Source organism: Telmatospirillum siberiense, from assembly GCF_002845745.1.
GTDB classification, from domain to species: domain Bacteria; phylum Pseudomonadota; class Alphaproteobacteria; order Rhodospirillales; family Magnetospirillaceae; genus Telmatospirillum; species Telmatospirillum siberiense.
On sequence record NZ_PIUM01000001.1, the window covers coordinates 21850 to 37140 of the forward strand.

Genomic DNA, 15291 nt, shown 5'->3' on the forward strand with positions numbered 1-15291 from the left:
GGAAATCACTTTCCGTCGGCGGTTTCCTGCTCGGCGACTTTGGCGGCCGCGTCTGCTGCGGCGTCCCGGGCCCTGTTCTTGCGCCGTTGGCGCAGCCAGTTGATCACGGTGACGCACAAGATGACGGCCACCAGCACGGCGAGGGCCGCCTGCGAGGATTCTCCGAGATAGGTCTCCAGGACCTTGCCCAGGGTATAGCCGCCCCAGGCGAAGGCATTGGCCCAGACCACGGCGGCAATCAAATTGAGGGTGAAGAATTTCGCCCGGGACACCCCGGTCATGCCGATGATGAAGGGGCTGATATTGCGCAAGCCGTATATGAACCGGAAAGACAAAATGAAGAGATTTTCCTGGCGGCGCAGCAGGGTGAAGGCGAATTCCACCTTGCGGGCCATGTTCGGCCATCGCTTGAGCAGGGGGGTGCCGTAGGTGCGGCCGATATAGAACCACGCCTGATCGCCCCCGAAGCTGCCCAGGAAAGCGAATAGGGCCAAAAGCCAGACATTCAGATGCACGGCGCCGCCCGAGATGAGCGCGCCGGTGACCAGAACGACCGTTTCCCCCTCGAGAAAGGTCCAGACCAGGATCACAAGGTAGATCAGCGGGCCATAATTATTGGCGAAATCAACGATCCATTGTTCCAATGACATGACCCAGTTTGGAGCCTGCGGAAGAGCGTGGGGCACAAAATCCCCGCAAACCCAGGCAGGCGTCAATGAAAGATTTGTAGCGAGGACGGTTTTGGCGCGAAACTTTCAGTTTTTCCCACCCGCTTCGTCGTTACGGGAAAATACCCGTGTCACATGGCCCATTTTTCGGCCGGTTCTTGCTTCCCGCTTGCCGTACAGATGCAGATGCGCGTCGGGTTCACTTAGAATTGACAACCATTGATTGATATCGTCTCCAATCAAATTTGTCATGACTGCATCCAAATGGCGCTCCGTACTGCCGAGCGGCAATCCGCAGACCGCACGCACAAGTTGTTCAAACTGATCGGTGGCGCAGGCGTCCATCGTCCAATGCCCCGAGTTGTGTGGGCGCGGCGCCATCTCGTTGGCCAGCAGCCGCCCATCGGGCGTGACGAAGAGTTCGACGGCGAGCAGTCCGACCAGTTCCAATTTCTCGGCTGTCCGCAATGCGATCTCCTCGGCCCGGAGGGCGAGGGCGGGCGTTACCGGAGCCGGCGCGATCGTCTGATCGAGGATATGATTGCGGTGACGATTTTCGACGACGTCGAAACAGCGTGCGGTTCCATCGGCGCCACGGGCGACGATGACCGAAGCCTCCCGTTCGAAACCGACGAAACTTTCCAGGATGGCCGGGACGCCTTTCATCTCGGCCCAGGCCTCGTCGAGCGACGTGGTGGCGTCGATTTTGACCTGGCCTTTTCCGTCATATCCGAAACGCGCGGTTTTCAGCACGGAAGGCCGTCCCAACTCCGCGACGGCACGCTCAAGATCCGTCCGGTCGGCGACCGGGCGCCAGCCGGCCGTCTCGACACCGATGGCGTTGAAGAACGATTTCTCGACGACGCGGTCCTGCGCCGTTTCCAGCACGCGCCATCCCGGGCGGACCGTCACCCTCTGTGAAAGCACGCGCACGCTTTCCGCCGGAATGTTCTCGAATTCGAAAGTCACCACATCGACAAGCTCGGCAAAACGCGCCAATGCCTCGCGGTCCTCGTAGGCCGCGACGGTGGCCGTAGCCACATGGGATGCCGGGCAGTCGGCCTCGGGGCAGAAAACGTGGCAGCGATAGCCCAGGCGGGCGGCGGCCAGGGCCGTCATGCGCCCAAGCTGACCACCGCCGATGATGCCGATGGTCGCTCCCGGGGGGATCACGCTTGGCCGATCAACCGACATGGGTCTCGTCGTCACTGGGGATTTCGGCCACCGACGCTGTCTGACGGGACCGCCAGGCATCCAGGCGCCGCGCGAGAGCGGGGTCGGTCAGGGCCAAGACCGCGGCGGCCAACAATCCGCCGTTGATGGCTCCGGATTTGCCGATGGCCAGCGTGCCGACCGGGATGCCGCCCGGCATCTGGGCGATCGACAGCAGGCTGTCCATTCCCTTCAACGCCTTGCTCTCGATCGGGACGCCGAAGACCGGAAGCGGCGTCATGGCGGCGGTCATGCCGGGGAGATGGGCGGCGCCGCCGGCTCCGGCGATGATCACCTTGATGCCGCGATCACGCGCGCTCTTCGCGTAGTCGCAAAGGCGGTCGGGGGTGCGGTGGGCTGAAACGATACGAGTTTCGAAGGTGACGCCCAGGGCCTCGAGTGTTTCGGCGGCATGCCGCATCGTCGGCCAGTCCGACTGGCTGCCCATGATGATGCCGACAAGAGCCTCTGCCATTTCCATCCGTCCTCAAGAAACCATGAGCGTGCGCGGGAAAGGCGGCATTATAGGAGCCGGCCGGTCGAACGCAAGTGAAGCTCTGATGAGCCTGGTCGGGCGCGCGTTTCATGGAAAAATCGCTTTCGGCGTGATAAAGTTCACGCGCTAATCTCGTTGTCCGGGTTTAGGTGCGCGGATGGATGATATCGGGTCAGCGGCACGCATTCCGGCGGATCGGAGCAATTCCGGCGGCCGCCAGACCGGTTATCCGGCGGGGCGGCGGTCACCGCCGGCGGCGCCGGTTCGTCGAAGTACGGAGGATGACGTCCTGGGGGCGCCGAATGGAATGTTTCCCCAATCGGCCGAACAGTCCATCGCCGCTCTCGTCGACGAAGTGGAGCGGTTGCGCCACGAAGTGGATCTGGCGCGCCATTATGAGATTTTTTTGGGGGAAGAGGCTGATCGCCATCCGGTTCTGCCGGTCTTGAACCGTCGCGCGTTGCTGCGCGCCCTTGGGCCCATGCTGGTCGCCACCGAACAGGCGGAAATTTCCGGATCCCTGCTTTACATCCATGTCGGGGGAATCGAGAAATTACGCGATAGGCATGGTCTGGCCGCCAGCGACGCGGCTCTCCTGCAGGTGGCGCAGGTCATGCGGGGGGAGCTTCGTCAGACGGATCTCCTGGCCTATTTGGACGGTGGCGATTTTGCCGTCGCCCTGGCGCTGGCCGCTCCGCAGGCGGCCGCCGACAAGGCGCGCGCCCTGGCCGACTTGCTGGCCGCCCTGCCGGTGCAATGGGAGGGCGAGCCGTTTTCTTTCCCGGTTGCCTTTGGGTTGGCCCATTTTCATTCGGAACGCTCGGCCGAGGAGACGCTGAACCTGGCGGACGCGGTCCGGCGGGGTGTCGCCCAGCCGGATGGAGCGCCCATCGACACCGAGGCCGAGGGAGAAAACATCTGAACCGAATTGCGTCGTTCAGGCGATGATGTCAGGAACCAGGGCGTTTTCCAGCCGGGTGATCTGGTCTTTGAGCAGAAGTTTCCGCTTCTTCAACCGCCCGACCTGCAGTTGGTTGACCGTCATGCCGGCGGAAAGCCGCTGTATGACCTCATCGAGGTCGCGATGCTCGGTTCGCAGATCCTCTAATCGGCGTCTTAATTCGTCCGTGTTATCGTCGATCATTTCCGCTGCCCGTCGCACACCGGATTGACACTAGCAGAACGTCGGGGAAAACGGTATGCCATGTTTGGGCGCCCAGACGAAACCGATAGGATATTGTCCATGTCAAAAGTTCATCGGCTCGGAATCCTGACCAGCGGCGGCGATTGCGCCGGGTTGAACGCGGCGATCCGCGCGGTTGCTCATCGCGCGGTCTATAGTTACGGCTGGACGGTGCACGGAATCAAGGACGGTACGCTGGGTCTGATGAACCGTCCGATCGAATGCCAGGAATTGTCCCCCGACCTGTTCAAGGGCGATCTGCTGCGGATGGGTGGAACCATGTTGGGTACCACGAATAAAGGTGATCCCTTCGCCTTTCCGATGCCCGATGGTTCGCTCAAGGATCGCTCCGGCGATTTCGTCGAGGGATTTCACATGCTGGGTCTCGATGCCCTGATCGTCATCGGTGGCGACGGATCCTTGAAGATTCTCGACAAACTGTGCAAGCAGGGCGGGGTGCCCATGGTGGGTATCCCCAAGACCATCGACAACGACGTTCATCAGACGGAATTCGCCATCGGCTTCTCGACGGCGGTCAATGTCGTCGTCGACGCCCTCGATCGGTTGCAGCCGACTGCGGCCAGCCATCACCGGGTGATGATTCTCGAGGTGATGGGACGGGATGCCGGTCATATCGCCCTGTCCGGAGGAATTGCCGGTGGCGCCGACGTCATTCTCATTCCGGAAATTCCTTACAGTATGGACGGCATCGTGAAGCGGATCGAAGCGGTCAGCCGCGAGGGGCGCAGTCATGTGCTGGTCGTCATCGCCGAAGGCTGCAAGACGGAGGACGGGGCGCCGCTCACCGTGGCGTGGAGCGGCAATCAGGCCCGTTATGGCGGCATCGGCCATTACCTGTCCGGCCGTATCGCCGAACGGGTCAAGGCGGAGGTGCGGGTCACCGTGCTGGGCCATGTGCAGCGGGGCGGACAGCCTTCCATGCAGGATCGTCTGCTGGCTTCGACGTTCGGCGTGCACGCCGTCGATCTGGTGGCCAAGGGCAAGTTCAACAGAATGGTCGCCTGGCAGGATCGCGGGGTCATCGACGTACCGATCTCCAAGGTGGTCGGCAGCGCCCGCAGCGTCGATCCCACCGGTCCGGTGGTTCATACCGCCCGTGGTCTTGGGATCTATGTGGGAGAGGTTCCGGAGGAAGTCGACGGCTGACCTCGTCCTCCGGCGACGGTCACGCTGCCGGAGCCGAAGGTGCCCGTAAGGGATCAGGGGCGGTCGCTTCCCAGTACAATGATGCGACCGACGCGCCGCGCCGCCATCATGTCCGCCGTCACGCGCCGGCGGACGGACGTCGCAACCGCCAGGCCGTTGGTTCCGGTTCTCTCGTGGATGGCCACCCGCTCGCAGATGGCCAGTCCGAGGGATTCTCGGGTTGCCGGCGCGGTATTGGCAAGATGGGCCGAGACACGGCATAAATAGTCCCGCTGGGCGATCGGATCGGACCCGTGATAATGGGCGATGGCCGATGCCATGTCTCCATATTGGCGACGCAGCGTATCGAGGTAAAGGGCCGCGTACCACACGTTGTAACGTGGGTGCAGCGCCCATTCGGGCTCGATGAAGCGATCCAGGTGATATTGCATGTGGATCTGCATGCAGCCGACGGCGATATCGCGTCGCGGCCGTCCTTCCGCGTCGCGCAGATGGCCGGCCGCCGCCTGGTAGGATGGGGCGATGACCGGTTGGCCGGCGATGTTGAGAGCCCACGGATAAGGTGCTCCCTCCTGCCCGCTTTCGGTGAGGGCGATCGCCTGAAGCAGGCCGGGTGGGAGATGGTAATACCGTTCAGCCGGCGGAATGAAGGGAAGGCAGCCCTCCTCCCAACCGACCACGGCGGCCCGCGCCGGGAGGCCCGCCGCGCAGGCGGCCGCCATCAGGAGCGCCGCGGAGAGGGCGTGACGCCACCGTCCGGTGGCGTGTTTCGGCGAACCTGTCCGGCCGTCCTGGTTGGGCGCTTGTCGCATGAGGCTTGCGGCGTTCATGTGACAAATGTATCCAAAATGGAGAAATCGGTCTAGCGTCAAAATGGGGATCGCGGTAATATCGTCGGGTCGAGGTTTTGGCTGACAGGGACGATATGACGGCTTCCGACTGCTACACGATCATCGGGCGCTACGATGACACGGGGGAGACCACCATCGCGGTGCTCCCCTATGACGCCGCCAGCGGGGATCCCCATGTGGCGGCGCTTCGCCATACGGCGGATTTGTCCGAACATGGGGAGTTCGAGGTGGTTGCCGTGCTGCGCGGTCGATGCGATGTGCTGGTCACCCAGCAGTCGCTGCGGCTGTTCGCCGAGCGGATCCTGGGCGCCTGAGCCATGGACGCCAAAAACGCCGAGGATTTCGCAGATATCCCGCCCTTCCTCGTTGCCTCCAGGTGGCGGTGGCCCCTCCTTGCCGGCTCGGTCATCCTGGTCGCCAGCGACGGATTGTTCTGGCACGGCCTGCTGTTCGGCAGCCGGTTCTGGCACCTGTTCCTTTGGGTCTTGGTCGCGGTGGGATTTTCCGTGGGCGGCTATGCTTACTGGCGGAGGAGCCGTTGATGGGGAGACGCGGGGCGACTATCCGCAGCCTGGCGCTCGGCGTCCCGCTCGTCGCGACGGCCTCCCCGGCCCGGGCCGGGGACGTCCTCGACTGGGCCACCAACATCATGTCGAGTTGCTGGTCTTGCGACAGTCTCGGGCAGATCGTCAAGGTCGGCCTGGGCTTTTCGGAACAGGCCTTCACCGCCTTGGCCGGCCAGACGGTCAATTTGCTGGGCATTCTGATGGCGATCTGGCTTCTGTTCTTCGCCGGCCGGATGTTCATGCCCTTCGGTATCGAAGGGGGGGCGGGCGCTCTTTGGAACAAGGGCGCGAAAAAGCTTCTGCAATTCGCCGTGGTGCTCGCCTTCCTTCAGGGAAGCCAGGCTTTCTGGAGTTATTTATTTCTGCCCGTGATGTCGTCGGGCATGGCTTTTTCGAAAACCATCGTGACCTTGAGCGATGCCTTCGAGGTCGCCAGCGGGACCTCGGAAACCGGACCATCCGGCACGAACGCTTCGGCGGCTCAAGCCTATTGCTCGGATAACGGCTCCGGCGGCGGCGAGGGGGTCGACGGGGCCCTTGCCGTCATGGCCCAAATGAACTGTCCGTTGGCGACCATTCAAAGCCAGTTCGGCAAGGGGATGCTGATCGGCATCGCCCAGGTCGTCGGCGCGATCAAACAGGAACACTATCTGACCGCCCTTTCCTCGATCATCGGGGGATTGCTGCTGATCGGGGTCTATTTCTACGGTCTTCTCATGTTTCCCATTTTTTTGATCGACGTGCTGATGCGGGTCACCATCATGACCACCATCGCTCCGCTCGCCCTCGCGGCCTCGCTGTTCGAACCGACCCGCTCCTTCGCGCAGAAGGTCGTATGGCAGGTCGCGCATGCCGCCCTGACTTTGGTCTTTACCTCGATCGTCGGTGGAATCGGCAAGGCGACGCTGGCTTACGTCTTCAGCAATTTGAAAGTCGATGGCGCCGCCGCGGGGGCCCGCGACTGGAGTACGCTCATTCAAATATTGGAAAATCAGAAAACCCCGGAGGGCGCCGACTTCTACATCGATCTGCGGACCATGGCCTTCTACCAATTGCTGGGGGTGGGCGTCATTCTCATCTTCATGTTGCGTCAGGCCAACAGGATGGCGGCGGAATTCACCGGCGCCGGCGGGTCTGATTTTTCCGGAACGCTCGCCGGTGTGGCGCAGGGCATCAATGGCGCGGCGCAACTGGGCGGAAGTTCCGTCAGGCAGGTGATGCGGCTCGGCGGCGGCGGCCGGGTTTCCGGCGGTACGATGGCGGGAAAGGTGTCGGGAAGCGGGGACGGCGGGACGGCGGGAGGCGCCTGAATGACGGGGCCGTCGGTGCGGAGCGTCGGTTGGCTGATCGCCGTGCTGTCGTGGTCCGCGCCGGCCATGGCGAGCGATGTGGAGGATCTTTACGGTCGTCTGGCTGGGGGATGCTGGGCCTGCGACGTGCTTTTACAGTCGGGAACGATTGGCCTCGACCTCGCGCAGCAGACCTTCGATGCCGTCGCCGGACAACTCGCCTCCTTGCTGGGAATGCTGATGGCGCTTTGGCTGCTTTTTCTGGCCGGGCGGATTTTCCTGCCTTTCGGACCCGGGGAGGCTCCCGCCGCCCTGGGAAACCGCGGAGCCCGCAAGCTGGCGGCATTGGCCCTGGTCCTCGGCTTCCTGCAAAGCAGTCAACTGCTCTGGGACTATTTGTTCATGCCGGTTTTTTCGACCGGAACCTCCCTGGCGGTTTTGCTGCTTTCCCTGTCCACGGGGCAGTCATGCCCCGTGGTCTCCATCGCGCCCGGCATTGCCGGGGCGGAAGCGGCCCTCGACGGGATGCGCTGTCCGCTTTCGCTGATCCAGGACGTTTTCACCCGGGGAATGTTGACCGGCGTCGCCATGATCATGGGGGCGGCCTGGCATAGCTGGCTCGACTTCTTGAAGTTCTGGTCGTGGCCGGCCCAGATTCTGCAGATGCTCTCCGGCGTGCTGATGGCGTTGGTTTATGCCTTCGGCTTTCTGATGTTTCCCCTTTTTTTTCTGGATGCGGTGCTACGGGCCGCGATCATCACCATCCTGGCGCCCTTCGCCGCGGCCTTTTCGCTGTTTTCTCCGACGCGAAAAATGACCGAGAAGGCGTTGTGGGGCTTGATCCAGGTGGCGCTGACCATGGTTTTTTCCGCGGTGGCCACCGGATTGGCGGTCCAGGGGCTTGCCGGCATCTATGCCACTCTTCCCACCTCCGACGGGGTGCCCCCCGCCGGTTGGCCGGAATTGATCGCCGCGCTGGAGGCGGGCCGTCTGCAACTAAGTCTGGCCCAGCGGTCCTATTGGACGATGTTGGGAATGGGAGTCATGGCGCTTTTCATGATTCGCGCCGCCGCGGATATGGCCTCGGCGTTATGCGGGGTTTCGGCCGGAAATTTCACCGGGGCCACGGCGGCCCTTGCCGAAATGGCGGGGGGTGGCGTAACGGTCGCGGTGAAAACGGTGCGCCTGGGGTGGCAAGTGGTCCAGATTCCCCTGGCCTATCCAGCCAGGGGGGCGTCGCACTTGGCGCGCGCGGCGACAGGGCCGGTGCGGCAAGCCATCGGCAAGGCGATAAAGCGGATGACGGGGCGCGACGGGGTGTCACTCCGAGAGTCCTCATTGGCGGAAAAAGTGAGCGGGCTCGCCGCCGGGAGAGGGGAGGGGAGGGGAGCTTAACCGGCATTGTCCGGCGGGCGGTGGGGGTGTAGCCTTCCCTCGCTGGAGGTGTTCGCATGAAACGCGTCATGCTGACCGTGGGCTATGGCCTGATCCTTTTTTCCCTTCTTGGCGTGGTGACGGCGAGAGCTGCGGACCTGTTCGACGCGATCCCGGATGAGGGCGCGGTCAAGGCCGAGACGGGAACCACCCGGAATGATCGCGCGAAGGAGCCGGTGAGCCGTGACGACGCCTCCCCGGACACCCGTTTCAACATCGAGTCCTCCATGACCTATGGCGTGATGACGCGGATCGGTAATCGGCCTTTTCCCGGCCATTACGGCGACGCGGGCCGTTTCGTCGACTTCGATCTCCAAATATCGGCCGAGGTCCGTCCCGGGTCTGGTGATAAATAAGGGGCTGTCGGGCGATTATCGAATTGGCGGGCTCGGGAGACGCTCGGGCTGAACGGCCTCTTCGGTGTGAAAAATTCATCGGCGAAACGGGCGATTGGGCCGTTGACAGGACCCGGGGTGTTGCGTATGTTCGCCGCCTCCGGAAGGCGCGGTGTGGGTTTATTCCCAGTCGCTGTGGTCTTCCCCCAGAGTCTTTAAGGAACGAGGGCTATGAAAGTTCGCAACTCCCTGAAGTCGGCCAAGCTGCGCGACAAGAACTGCCGGGTGGTCCGTCGGAAGGGCCGCGTCTATGTGATCAACAAGACGAACCCGCGCTTCAAGGCCCGCCAGGGCTGATTCGAGGCTCGCGCCGAAAGGCGCGGTCAGAATCGTCTTAGGTTAGACTTTATAAGCGAAGGGCCGCATGGCAGTGCGGCCCTTCGCTTTTTCGCGTTCGCCAAGGCCAGTGGAGCCGTCGGGGCAATCGGATGCACCGATTGCCCCGGGGAAGAGTCATTGCTCTTCGACCACGGCCACGCGAAGGATGTTGGTGGTCCCCGGCGTGCCGAAGGGGACCCCCGCTGTGATAACGATCTGCTCCTTCCATTGGGCGAAATCCTGCTCCTGGGCGACACGGATGGCGAGGGCGACCATTTCCCCAAAACTGTGGATGTCGGGGGCGACGACGCCGTAGCTGCCCCAGACGATGGCCATCTGGCGGGCCACCGTGACATTGGTCGTCAGGCAGAGGATGGGGACGTCGGGGCGCTCGCGGGCGGCGCGGAGCGTCGTCGAGCCGGATGAGGTATAGGTTACCACGGCGCCCACCGCCAGAGTATGGGCGACCTGGCGGGCGGCGGCGCTGATGGCGTCGCGGGTGGTGCCGGTCGGCGTCGGCCGCGAAGCGTCGCGGATGATCTTGTATTGCTCGTCGCCTTCGACGCGATCGATGATGCGGTCCATGATGGTCACCGCATCCAGCGGATAATCACCGGCGGCGGTTTCCGCCGACAGCATCACGGCGTCCGCGCCGTCATAGACGGCGGTGGCCACGTCGGAGGCTTCCGCCCGGGTGGGCGCCGGGGCATGGATCATGGAATCCAGCATCTGCGTGGCGACCACCACCGGCTTTCCGGCTTCGCGGGCCGCCCGGATAATCCGCTTCTGGAGGATCGGCACCGTTTCGGGGGGACATTCGACGCCCAGGTCGCCACGGGCCACCATGATGCCGTCGGATAATTCGATGATCGCGGCCAGATGATCAATGGCGGCGGGTTTTTCCAGCTTGCTGATGATGCGGACACGGTCTCCGACCAGGCGTTTGATCTCCTGGACGTCTTCCGGCCGTTGGACGAAGGACAGGGCCAGCCAGTCGACACCCATTTCGAGGGCGTAGGCCAGGTCCACCTTGTCCTTGTCGGTCAGGGGGGAAAGGGGGAGCACCACGTTGGGAACGTTCACCCCTTTGTGATTGGAGAGATCCCCTCCGGTGATGACCACGGTTTCGGCGAAATCGGCCCCATGCTGTTCGACGCGCAGCCGCATGCGTCCGTCATCGAGCAGGAGCTCGGTGCCGGCGCGCAGGGCGGCGAAGACCTCGGGATGGGGGAGACTGACCCGATGCTCGTCTCCCAGAGCGTCATCAAGGTCCAGGCGGAAATGCTGCCCACTCGGCAGATGCACCTTGCCGGCGGTGAAGTTTCCGACTCTCAGTTTCGGTCCTTGCAGATCGGCGACGATGCCGATGGGGCGGCCTTGGGTTTTCTCGACCTGCCGGATGATGTCGTAACGCTGTTGCTGCTCGGCATGCGTGCCGTGGCTGAAATTCAGACGGAAGGCGTCGGCCCCGGCCTTGAACAGGGCTTCGATCATTTCGGGGGAGGAGCTTGCAGGCCCCAGGGTGGCGAGGATTTTGGCGTTTCGACTTCTTTTCATGGAGTTCCCAGCCTTTCTGCCGTCGAACGAATCTTTCGTGCTGTCAGTCAATGGATATTGGCTGTCTCGCGACCAGCGGCCAGCACTCCTTTGAGACTTATTTTGTGACATCTTTGACGTCGAGGCGACACAACTTTCCATGACAGTCTCACCGGCGTGGCAATAAGCCGCTCCGCTTTCATTCTGCGGTTGGGTTGTGTGAAGTTCTCTGCCTCTGTTAGACTCTAAGACGTCGTCGGAGATATCCTATCGGGACGGGTCGTTCATGCGCTTTCCTTCACTTTTCTGTTTAGCCTCGTTCCTGATCCTGGGGATGATCTCTCCGGCCCGGGCCGATGACGTCGCGGTCCAGATCGAGGCCGCCCGTGCCGCTTACGGCAAGGGGGACCCGTTGCACGCTCTCGCCGCGTTGCAAGCGGCCACTCTCCAACTCAACCAGAATCTGGTCGGGCAATTCGGCAAGTTGTTGCCGGTGGCGCCGCGCGGCTGGGTGAGCTCGGCTCCGGAACTGCAGGCTTTGGACGGGGCGGGAGGCGGGTTGGAGGTCACCGAGGCCTACAGCAAGGGCGAGGCGACGCTGAACGTCTCGCTGATCATCGACAATCCCGCGGTGGCCTCGTCCATGGCGATGGTTCAGGAGGCGTCGCGGCAGTCCCTCCGGCCCGGCTGGTCGAAGGTCAAGTTGGGAACCGACGACGCCGTGCTGCGCTTCGATCCGCAGACGCGGGCCGGCGAGGTGGTGATGGTCATTGGGGACCGCGCCCTTCTGCAGATAGAAGGCAATGAGATCACCAAGGACGACGTCTTGCTGGAGGCGGCACGCGGGTGGAACCTCGGTGCCCTTAGAAAATTGATCGGTATCGGTTCGTAAACCGATGGGTGGATGGTCGGAGAACCGGCCATCCACCGGCCCCTGCGGTCAATCCGATACCACGGGCGGATCCAGATCGAGATCCCAGTCGGGCTCCGGCTCAGCGACGTTGGTGGCCCATTTTTCCAGCATGATCACATGCTGCGCCTCTTCCTCGGCGAATTGCATGGCCAGCTTCCGGACTTCGGGATTGCCGGTCTTGTAGGCGATGTCGGCATAATATTGATGCCCGCGCCGTTCGTTTTGCAGCGCCAAATGGATACAGTGATAGGGTGTCATCAGGTAATGGGTTCGTTCGATGGCCGCTGATTCCGGACCTTCCGTCGACTGCCATTGATATTCCCAGGGCTTGAGTTTCGGCAGATCGTGCCCCTTGGCGGTTTCCTTGACGTCGGCCCAATGCAGCCGGGAGAAGTGGGCCTGCTTGCGGAACATCTCGGCGACATCCGGATTGTTGTGGACCTCCATGGCGTCGGCCAGCTCCTCGTAGCGTTCGGCGGCTTCGGCTTCCAGGGCGATGGCGTGCGCCAGAAACATCTCCACATCGTTCATGATGCGAATTTCCTCTCGATATCGGCGAAGCTCGCCGTGGTTTCACTGTCCGGCATGAGGCCGGCGGTTGCCGGTGAACTTTCTTGAATGATTTCAGAATTACATGTTCGGCCGGCAAAGACAAATCCAGCGATGAACGGGCGGGGCGACACCAATGGCATGAAAGGAAACCCGGATATTTTGAACCACCAAGGCACCAAGGCGTCTTTCGGATCAGTCGGCGGCGGCCAATCCGCGCCGCAGGCATTCGGCCGACAGCCGATGACCGGACGGGAAAATGCCGGTGGTCCATCCGCCACCTTGGCGCCTTGGTGGTTCATCAAAAGGCGGAGCGCACCGGGACCATAAGAGGACGGAGAGAATCTTGCCGATTGTCCGCACGGCCCCAGCGAGGCAGTGATGGGAAATCAACCGCGATCACCCTGTCAAATCCTCTATGTCGAGGCAGTCGTCGCGGATTTTCAGGAAAAGGCCTTGAAGGCGATCAAGGTGAAGGTGTCCTTGACGCCGGGAAGCGTCTGGATGGACTCGGTGACGAAATGACCGATGTCCAGGCCGTCGTCGAGATAGCACTTCAGCAGCAAGTCATACTGGCCGGAAACCGAATGCGCCTCCGAGACGCGTTCGGTTTCGACGGCCCGGTCTGCCACTTCGTAGGCTCGGCCCAATTCGGCTTTGACGAAGACGAAAATGGTCTGCATGGCGATACCCCTCCCAGCGCGGCATCCGGTCAAGGCCGGTTTGACGTCCGGCGCTTTTCAGAATAACGGGCGCCGCCCGGCAAACCGAACAAAAATCCGTGTCGGCGGAACCGGCGCTGCCGGGTTAAGCATCTTCCCCGACCGGAGCGGCCTTTTTCGCCGCGGGCGCCCGTTTTCTGGGAGTGGCGGTCTTGGCCGGAGCCCGCTTGCGAGCCGGCCTTTTTTTCTTTTCGGCCGTCTCGGCCGGAGCCGCCGTTTCCGGAAGAGGGGAGGCTTCGATGGCCGCCGGAGGTTCGGCCGGTTCGATCGGCGCGGCGACTTCGACGGTGTCTTTCTCGACCTTGCTCTTCGCAGGCGCTGCAGCCTTCCTGGGAGCCGCCGCCTTCTTGGCGGGCGCCTTCCTGGGAGAGGCCTTCTTTTTGGCGGGAGCCTCCTCCATCATTACGATGGGGGCGGTTTCCTCCTCCTGCTCGCTCTTTTTGTCCACGATCTTGGGCAGCGGGACGGGGCGAGCCAGGAAATCGGGCAAGGCGTCGCCAAATCCAATCACATTGTCCGGATGGGTCATCTCGCCGATTCCATGATCGTCGCGATACCGGCGGTCACGATCACCGTGACTCCGTCCCCGATTGCGATCCGCATCTCCGGACCGGGGCCGCTCATTGCGCGACCGTCCCGACCAGTCGCGGTCGGCGCGCGGGGCGCGTTGGCCCCGATCGGCCTGTTGGGGTTCTTCCTGTACCGGCGGAGCAATGGGGCTGGCGGTCTCGGCCGGAGTCGTCCCGGACGAGGCGCGGCGCGGCGTGCGGTCGCGATCCTTGCTCCGGTCACCCGGCTTGCGTCCGTTGCCGCGTCGGCGACCGGAGCTTTGCATGTCGAGCGAGGCCTCCGCGACGCCTTCAATGGAGACCTGCGGGATTTCCTTGCCGATCAGCTGACGGATGGCGGCGACGAATTTTCCATCATCCGGGCCCGCGATGGTGAAGGACCGGCCCAATTTGCCGGCACGTCCGGTACGACCGATGCGGTGGACGTAATCCTCGGCGTGATTGGGGACGTCGAAGTTGAAGACGTGGGACAGGTCGGAAATGTCGATGCCGCGCGCCGCCACGTCCGAGCAGACCAGCAAGCGGACGGTTCCGCTCTTGAAACGCTCCAGCGTTTCGGTGCGCGCGGACTGGGCCATGTCGCCGTGCAACTGCGCCGCGTCGAAGCCGTGCCTGGTCAGCGATTTATAGAGAATGTCGACGTCGCGCTTGCGGTTGCAGAAGATCAGCGCGTTCTTGACGTCTTCCGAGCGGATCAGGCGGCGCAGCGCTTCGCGCTTATCCTGATCATCGCAAATCACCATGAACTGTTCGACGGTGGTCGCCGTCGACGCCTGCGCATCGACCGTGACCTCCTTCGGATTCATCAGGAAGGCGTCGGCCAGCCGGCGGATTTCCGGCGCCATGGTCGCCGAGAAGAAAAGCGTCTGGCGAATTTTCGGCAACAGCGAAACGATGCGTTCGACATCCGGGATGAATCCCATGTCCAACATGCGGTCGGCTTCGTCGATGACCAAAATCTTGACGTCGTTCAGCAAGATGCGCCCGCGATCGAAAAGATCCATCAGCCGCCCGGGGGTGGCGATCAGGACGTCGACGCCGCGATCGAGAAGTTTTTCCTGATCAACGAAGCTTTCCCCGCCGATCAGACGCGCCATGGTCAGGCGGTGGTATTTCCCATACTTCTCGAAATTCTCGGCCACCTGCGCGGCCAATTCCCGCGTCGGCGCCAGGATCAGCGAGCGAGGCATGCGCGCCTTGGCCCGGCTGCCGGCCAGGATTTCGATCATCGGGAGGGTGAAGCCGGCCGTTTTTCCGGTTCCGGTTTGAGCCACGCCGAGGACATCACGCCCCATCAGAATTACGGGGATGGCCTGTTCTTGAATCGGCGTGGGGTCTACGTATCCAGCCTCTTCCACGGCCTTGAGGATTTCGGGGCCTAGGCCTAGATCGGCAAACGTCATGGGTCTTCTATGTCCGGAAT

19 protein-coding genes are annotated in these 15291 nt (G+C 62.7%); 9 read left to right on the plus strand and 10 right to left on the minus strand.

Features of this window, described 5'->3' with window-relative positions; translation table 11 throughout:
- Positions 1-5: 5 nt before the first annotated feature.
- The 3 genes from CWS72_RS00115 to purE form a co-directional block, all read right to left on the minus strand.
- Positions 6-650 (minus strand): DedA family protein, encoded by a 645-nt coding sequence (locus tag CWS72_RS00115; RefSeq protein ID WP_101248530.1) that lies wholly within the window; start codon positions 648-650, stop codon positions 6-8.
- A 105-nt stretch (positions 651-755) separates the two neighbouring features.
- Complete coding sequence (locus tag CWS72_RS00120) at positions 756-1862, minus strand: 5-(carboxyamino)imidazole ribonucleotide synthase (RefSeq protein WP_101248531.1); 1107 nt, start codon at positions 1860-1862, stop codon at positions 756-758.
- The gene (gene purE / locus CWS72_RS00125) at positions 1852-2355 is read right to left on the minus strand and encodes a 5-(carboxyamino)imidazole ribonucleotide mutase (RefSeq protein WP_101248873.1); all 504 of its coding nucleotides are present in this window, start codon (positions 2353-2355) and stop codon (positions 1852-1854) included. The genes CWS72_RS00120 and purE overlap by 11 nt, the downstream gene beginning before the upstream one ends.
- A 178-nt stretch (positions 2356-2533) precedes the next feature.
- Here purE and CWS72_RS00130 point away from each other — a divergent pair, with 178 nt between their 5' ends.
- Complete coding sequence (locus CWS72_RS00130) at positions 2534-3298, plus strand: GGDEF domain-containing protein (protein ID WP_101248532.1); 765 nt, start codon at positions 2534-2536, stop codon at positions 3296-3298.
- A gap of 15 nt (positions 3299-3313) precedes the next feature.
- Here the strand turns inward: CWS72_RS00130 and CWS72_RS00135 are convergent, their stop codons facing one another.
- Positions 3314-3520, minus strand: a complete 207-nt coding sequence (locus CWS72_RS00135) for a YdcH family protein (RefSeq protein ID WP_101248533.1) — start codon at positions 3518-3520, stop codon at positions 3314-3316.
- A 99-nt stretch (positions 3521-3619) separates the two neighbouring features.
- Here CWS72_RS00135 and CWS72_RS00140 point away from each other — a divergent pair, with 99 nt between their 5' ends.
- On the plus strand, positions 3620-4726 hold the full coding sequence (locus CWS72_RS00140; RefSeq protein ID WP_101248534.1) for an ATP-dependent 6-phosphofructokinase: 1107 nt from the start codon (positions 3620-3622) through the stop codon (positions 4724-4726).
- A 53-nt stretch (positions 4727-4779) separates the two neighbouring features.
- On the opposite strand, the gene CWS72_RS00145 is transcribed toward CWS72_RS00140, so the two are convergent.
- Entirely contained in the window at positions 4780-5556 is a 777-nt protein-coding gene (locus tag CWS72_RS00145) for a lysozyme family protein (RefSeq protein ID WP_101248535.1), read from the minus strand.
- A 95-nt stretch (positions 5557-5651) separates the two neighbouring features.
- Here CWS72_RS00145 and CWS72_RS00150 point away from each other — a divergent pair, with 95 nt between their 5' ends.
- From CWS72_RS00150 to ykgO, 6 genes are all read left to right on the plus strand, one after another.
- Positions 5652-5891, plus strand: a complete 240-nt coding sequence (locus CWS72_RS00150; protein ID WP_101248536.1) for a hypothetical protein — start codon at positions 5652-5654, stop codon at positions 5889-5891.
- Between the two features lie 3 nt (positions 5892-5894).
- Positions 5895-6119, plus strand: a complete 225-nt coding sequence (locus CWS72_RS27620) for a hypothetical protein (protein ID WP_101248537.1) — start codon at positions 5895-5897, stop codon at positions 6117-6119.
- The gene (locus tag CWS72_RS00160) at positions 6119-7453 is read left to right on the plus strand and encodes a TrbL/VirB6 family protein (RefSeq protein WP_158240440.1); all 1335 of its coding nucleotides are present in this window, start codon (positions 6119-6121) and stop codon (positions 7451-7453) included. The genes CWS72_RS27620 and CWS72_RS00160 overlap by 1 nt, the downstream gene beginning before the upstream one ends.
- A complete protein-coding gene (locus tag CWS72_RS00165) occupies positions 7454-8827 on the plus strand; it encodes a TrbL/VirB6 family protein (RefSeq protein ID WP_101248539.1) in 1374 nt (457 codons plus the stop codon).
- Between the two features lie 56 nt (positions 8828-8883).
- On the plus strand, positions 8884-9222 hold the full coding sequence (locus CWS72_RS00170; RefSeq protein WP_101248540.1) for a hypothetical protein: 339 nt from the start codon (positions 8884-8886) through the stop codon (positions 9220-9222).
- Between the two features lie 210 nt (positions 9223-9432).
- On the plus strand, positions 9433-9558 hold the full coding sequence (gene ykgO, locus CWS72_RS00175; RefSeq protein ID WP_101248541.1) for a type B 50S ribosomal protein L36: 126 nt from the start codon (positions 9433-9435) through the stop codon (positions 9556-9558).
- Positions 9559-9714: 156 nt separating this feature from the next.
- On the opposite strand, the gene pyk is transcribed toward ykgO, so the two are convergent.
- Positions 9715-11136: a pyruvate kinase gene (gene pyk, locus CWS72_RS00180; protein WP_101248542.1), complete on the minus strand. Its 1422-nt coding sequence runs from the start codon at positions 11134-11136 to the stop codon at positions 9715-9717.
- 265 nt (positions 11137-11401) lie between these two features.
- Here pyk and CWS72_RS00185 point away from each other — a divergent pair, with 265 nt between their 5' ends.
- Positions 11402-12007 (plus strand): hypothetical protein, encoded by a 606-nt coding sequence (locus tag CWS72_RS00185; RefSeq protein WP_146002570.1) that lies wholly within the window; start codon positions 11402-11404, stop codon positions 12005-12007.
- 48 nt (positions 12008-12055) lie between these two features.
- Here CWS72_RS00185 and CWS72_RS00190 read toward each other — a convergent pair whose 3' ends face one another.
- From CWS72_RS00190 to CWS72_RS00205, 4 genes are all read right to left on the minus strand, one after another.
- The gene (locus CWS72_RS00190; protein ID WP_101248544.1) at positions 12056-12559 is read right to left on the minus strand and encodes a ferritin-like domain-containing protein; all 504 of its coding nucleotides are present in this window, start codon (positions 12557-12559) and stop codon (positions 12056-12058) included.
- Positions 12556-12879 (minus strand): hypothetical protein, encoded by a 324-nt coding sequence (locus CWS72_RS27300; protein WP_146002571.1) that lies wholly within the window; start codon positions 12877-12879, stop codon positions 12556-12558. Before CWS72_RS27300 ends, CWS72_RS00190 begins: the two co-directional genes overlap by 4 nt.
- Positions 12880-13020: 141 nt before the next feature.
- Positions 13021-13260, minus strand: a complete 240-nt coding sequence (locus CWS72_RS00200; protein WP_101248546.1) for an Lrp/AsnC ligand binding domain-containing protein — start codon at positions 13258-13260, stop codon at positions 13021-13023.
- A 124-nt stretch (positions 13261-13384) separates the two neighbouring features.
- On the minus strand, positions 13385-15271 hold the full coding sequence (locus CWS72_RS00205) for a DEAD/DEAH box helicase (RefSeq protein WP_101248547.1): 1887 nt from the start codon (positions 15269-15271) through the stop codon (positions 13385-13387).
- Positions 15272-15291 lie beyond the last annotated feature (20 nt).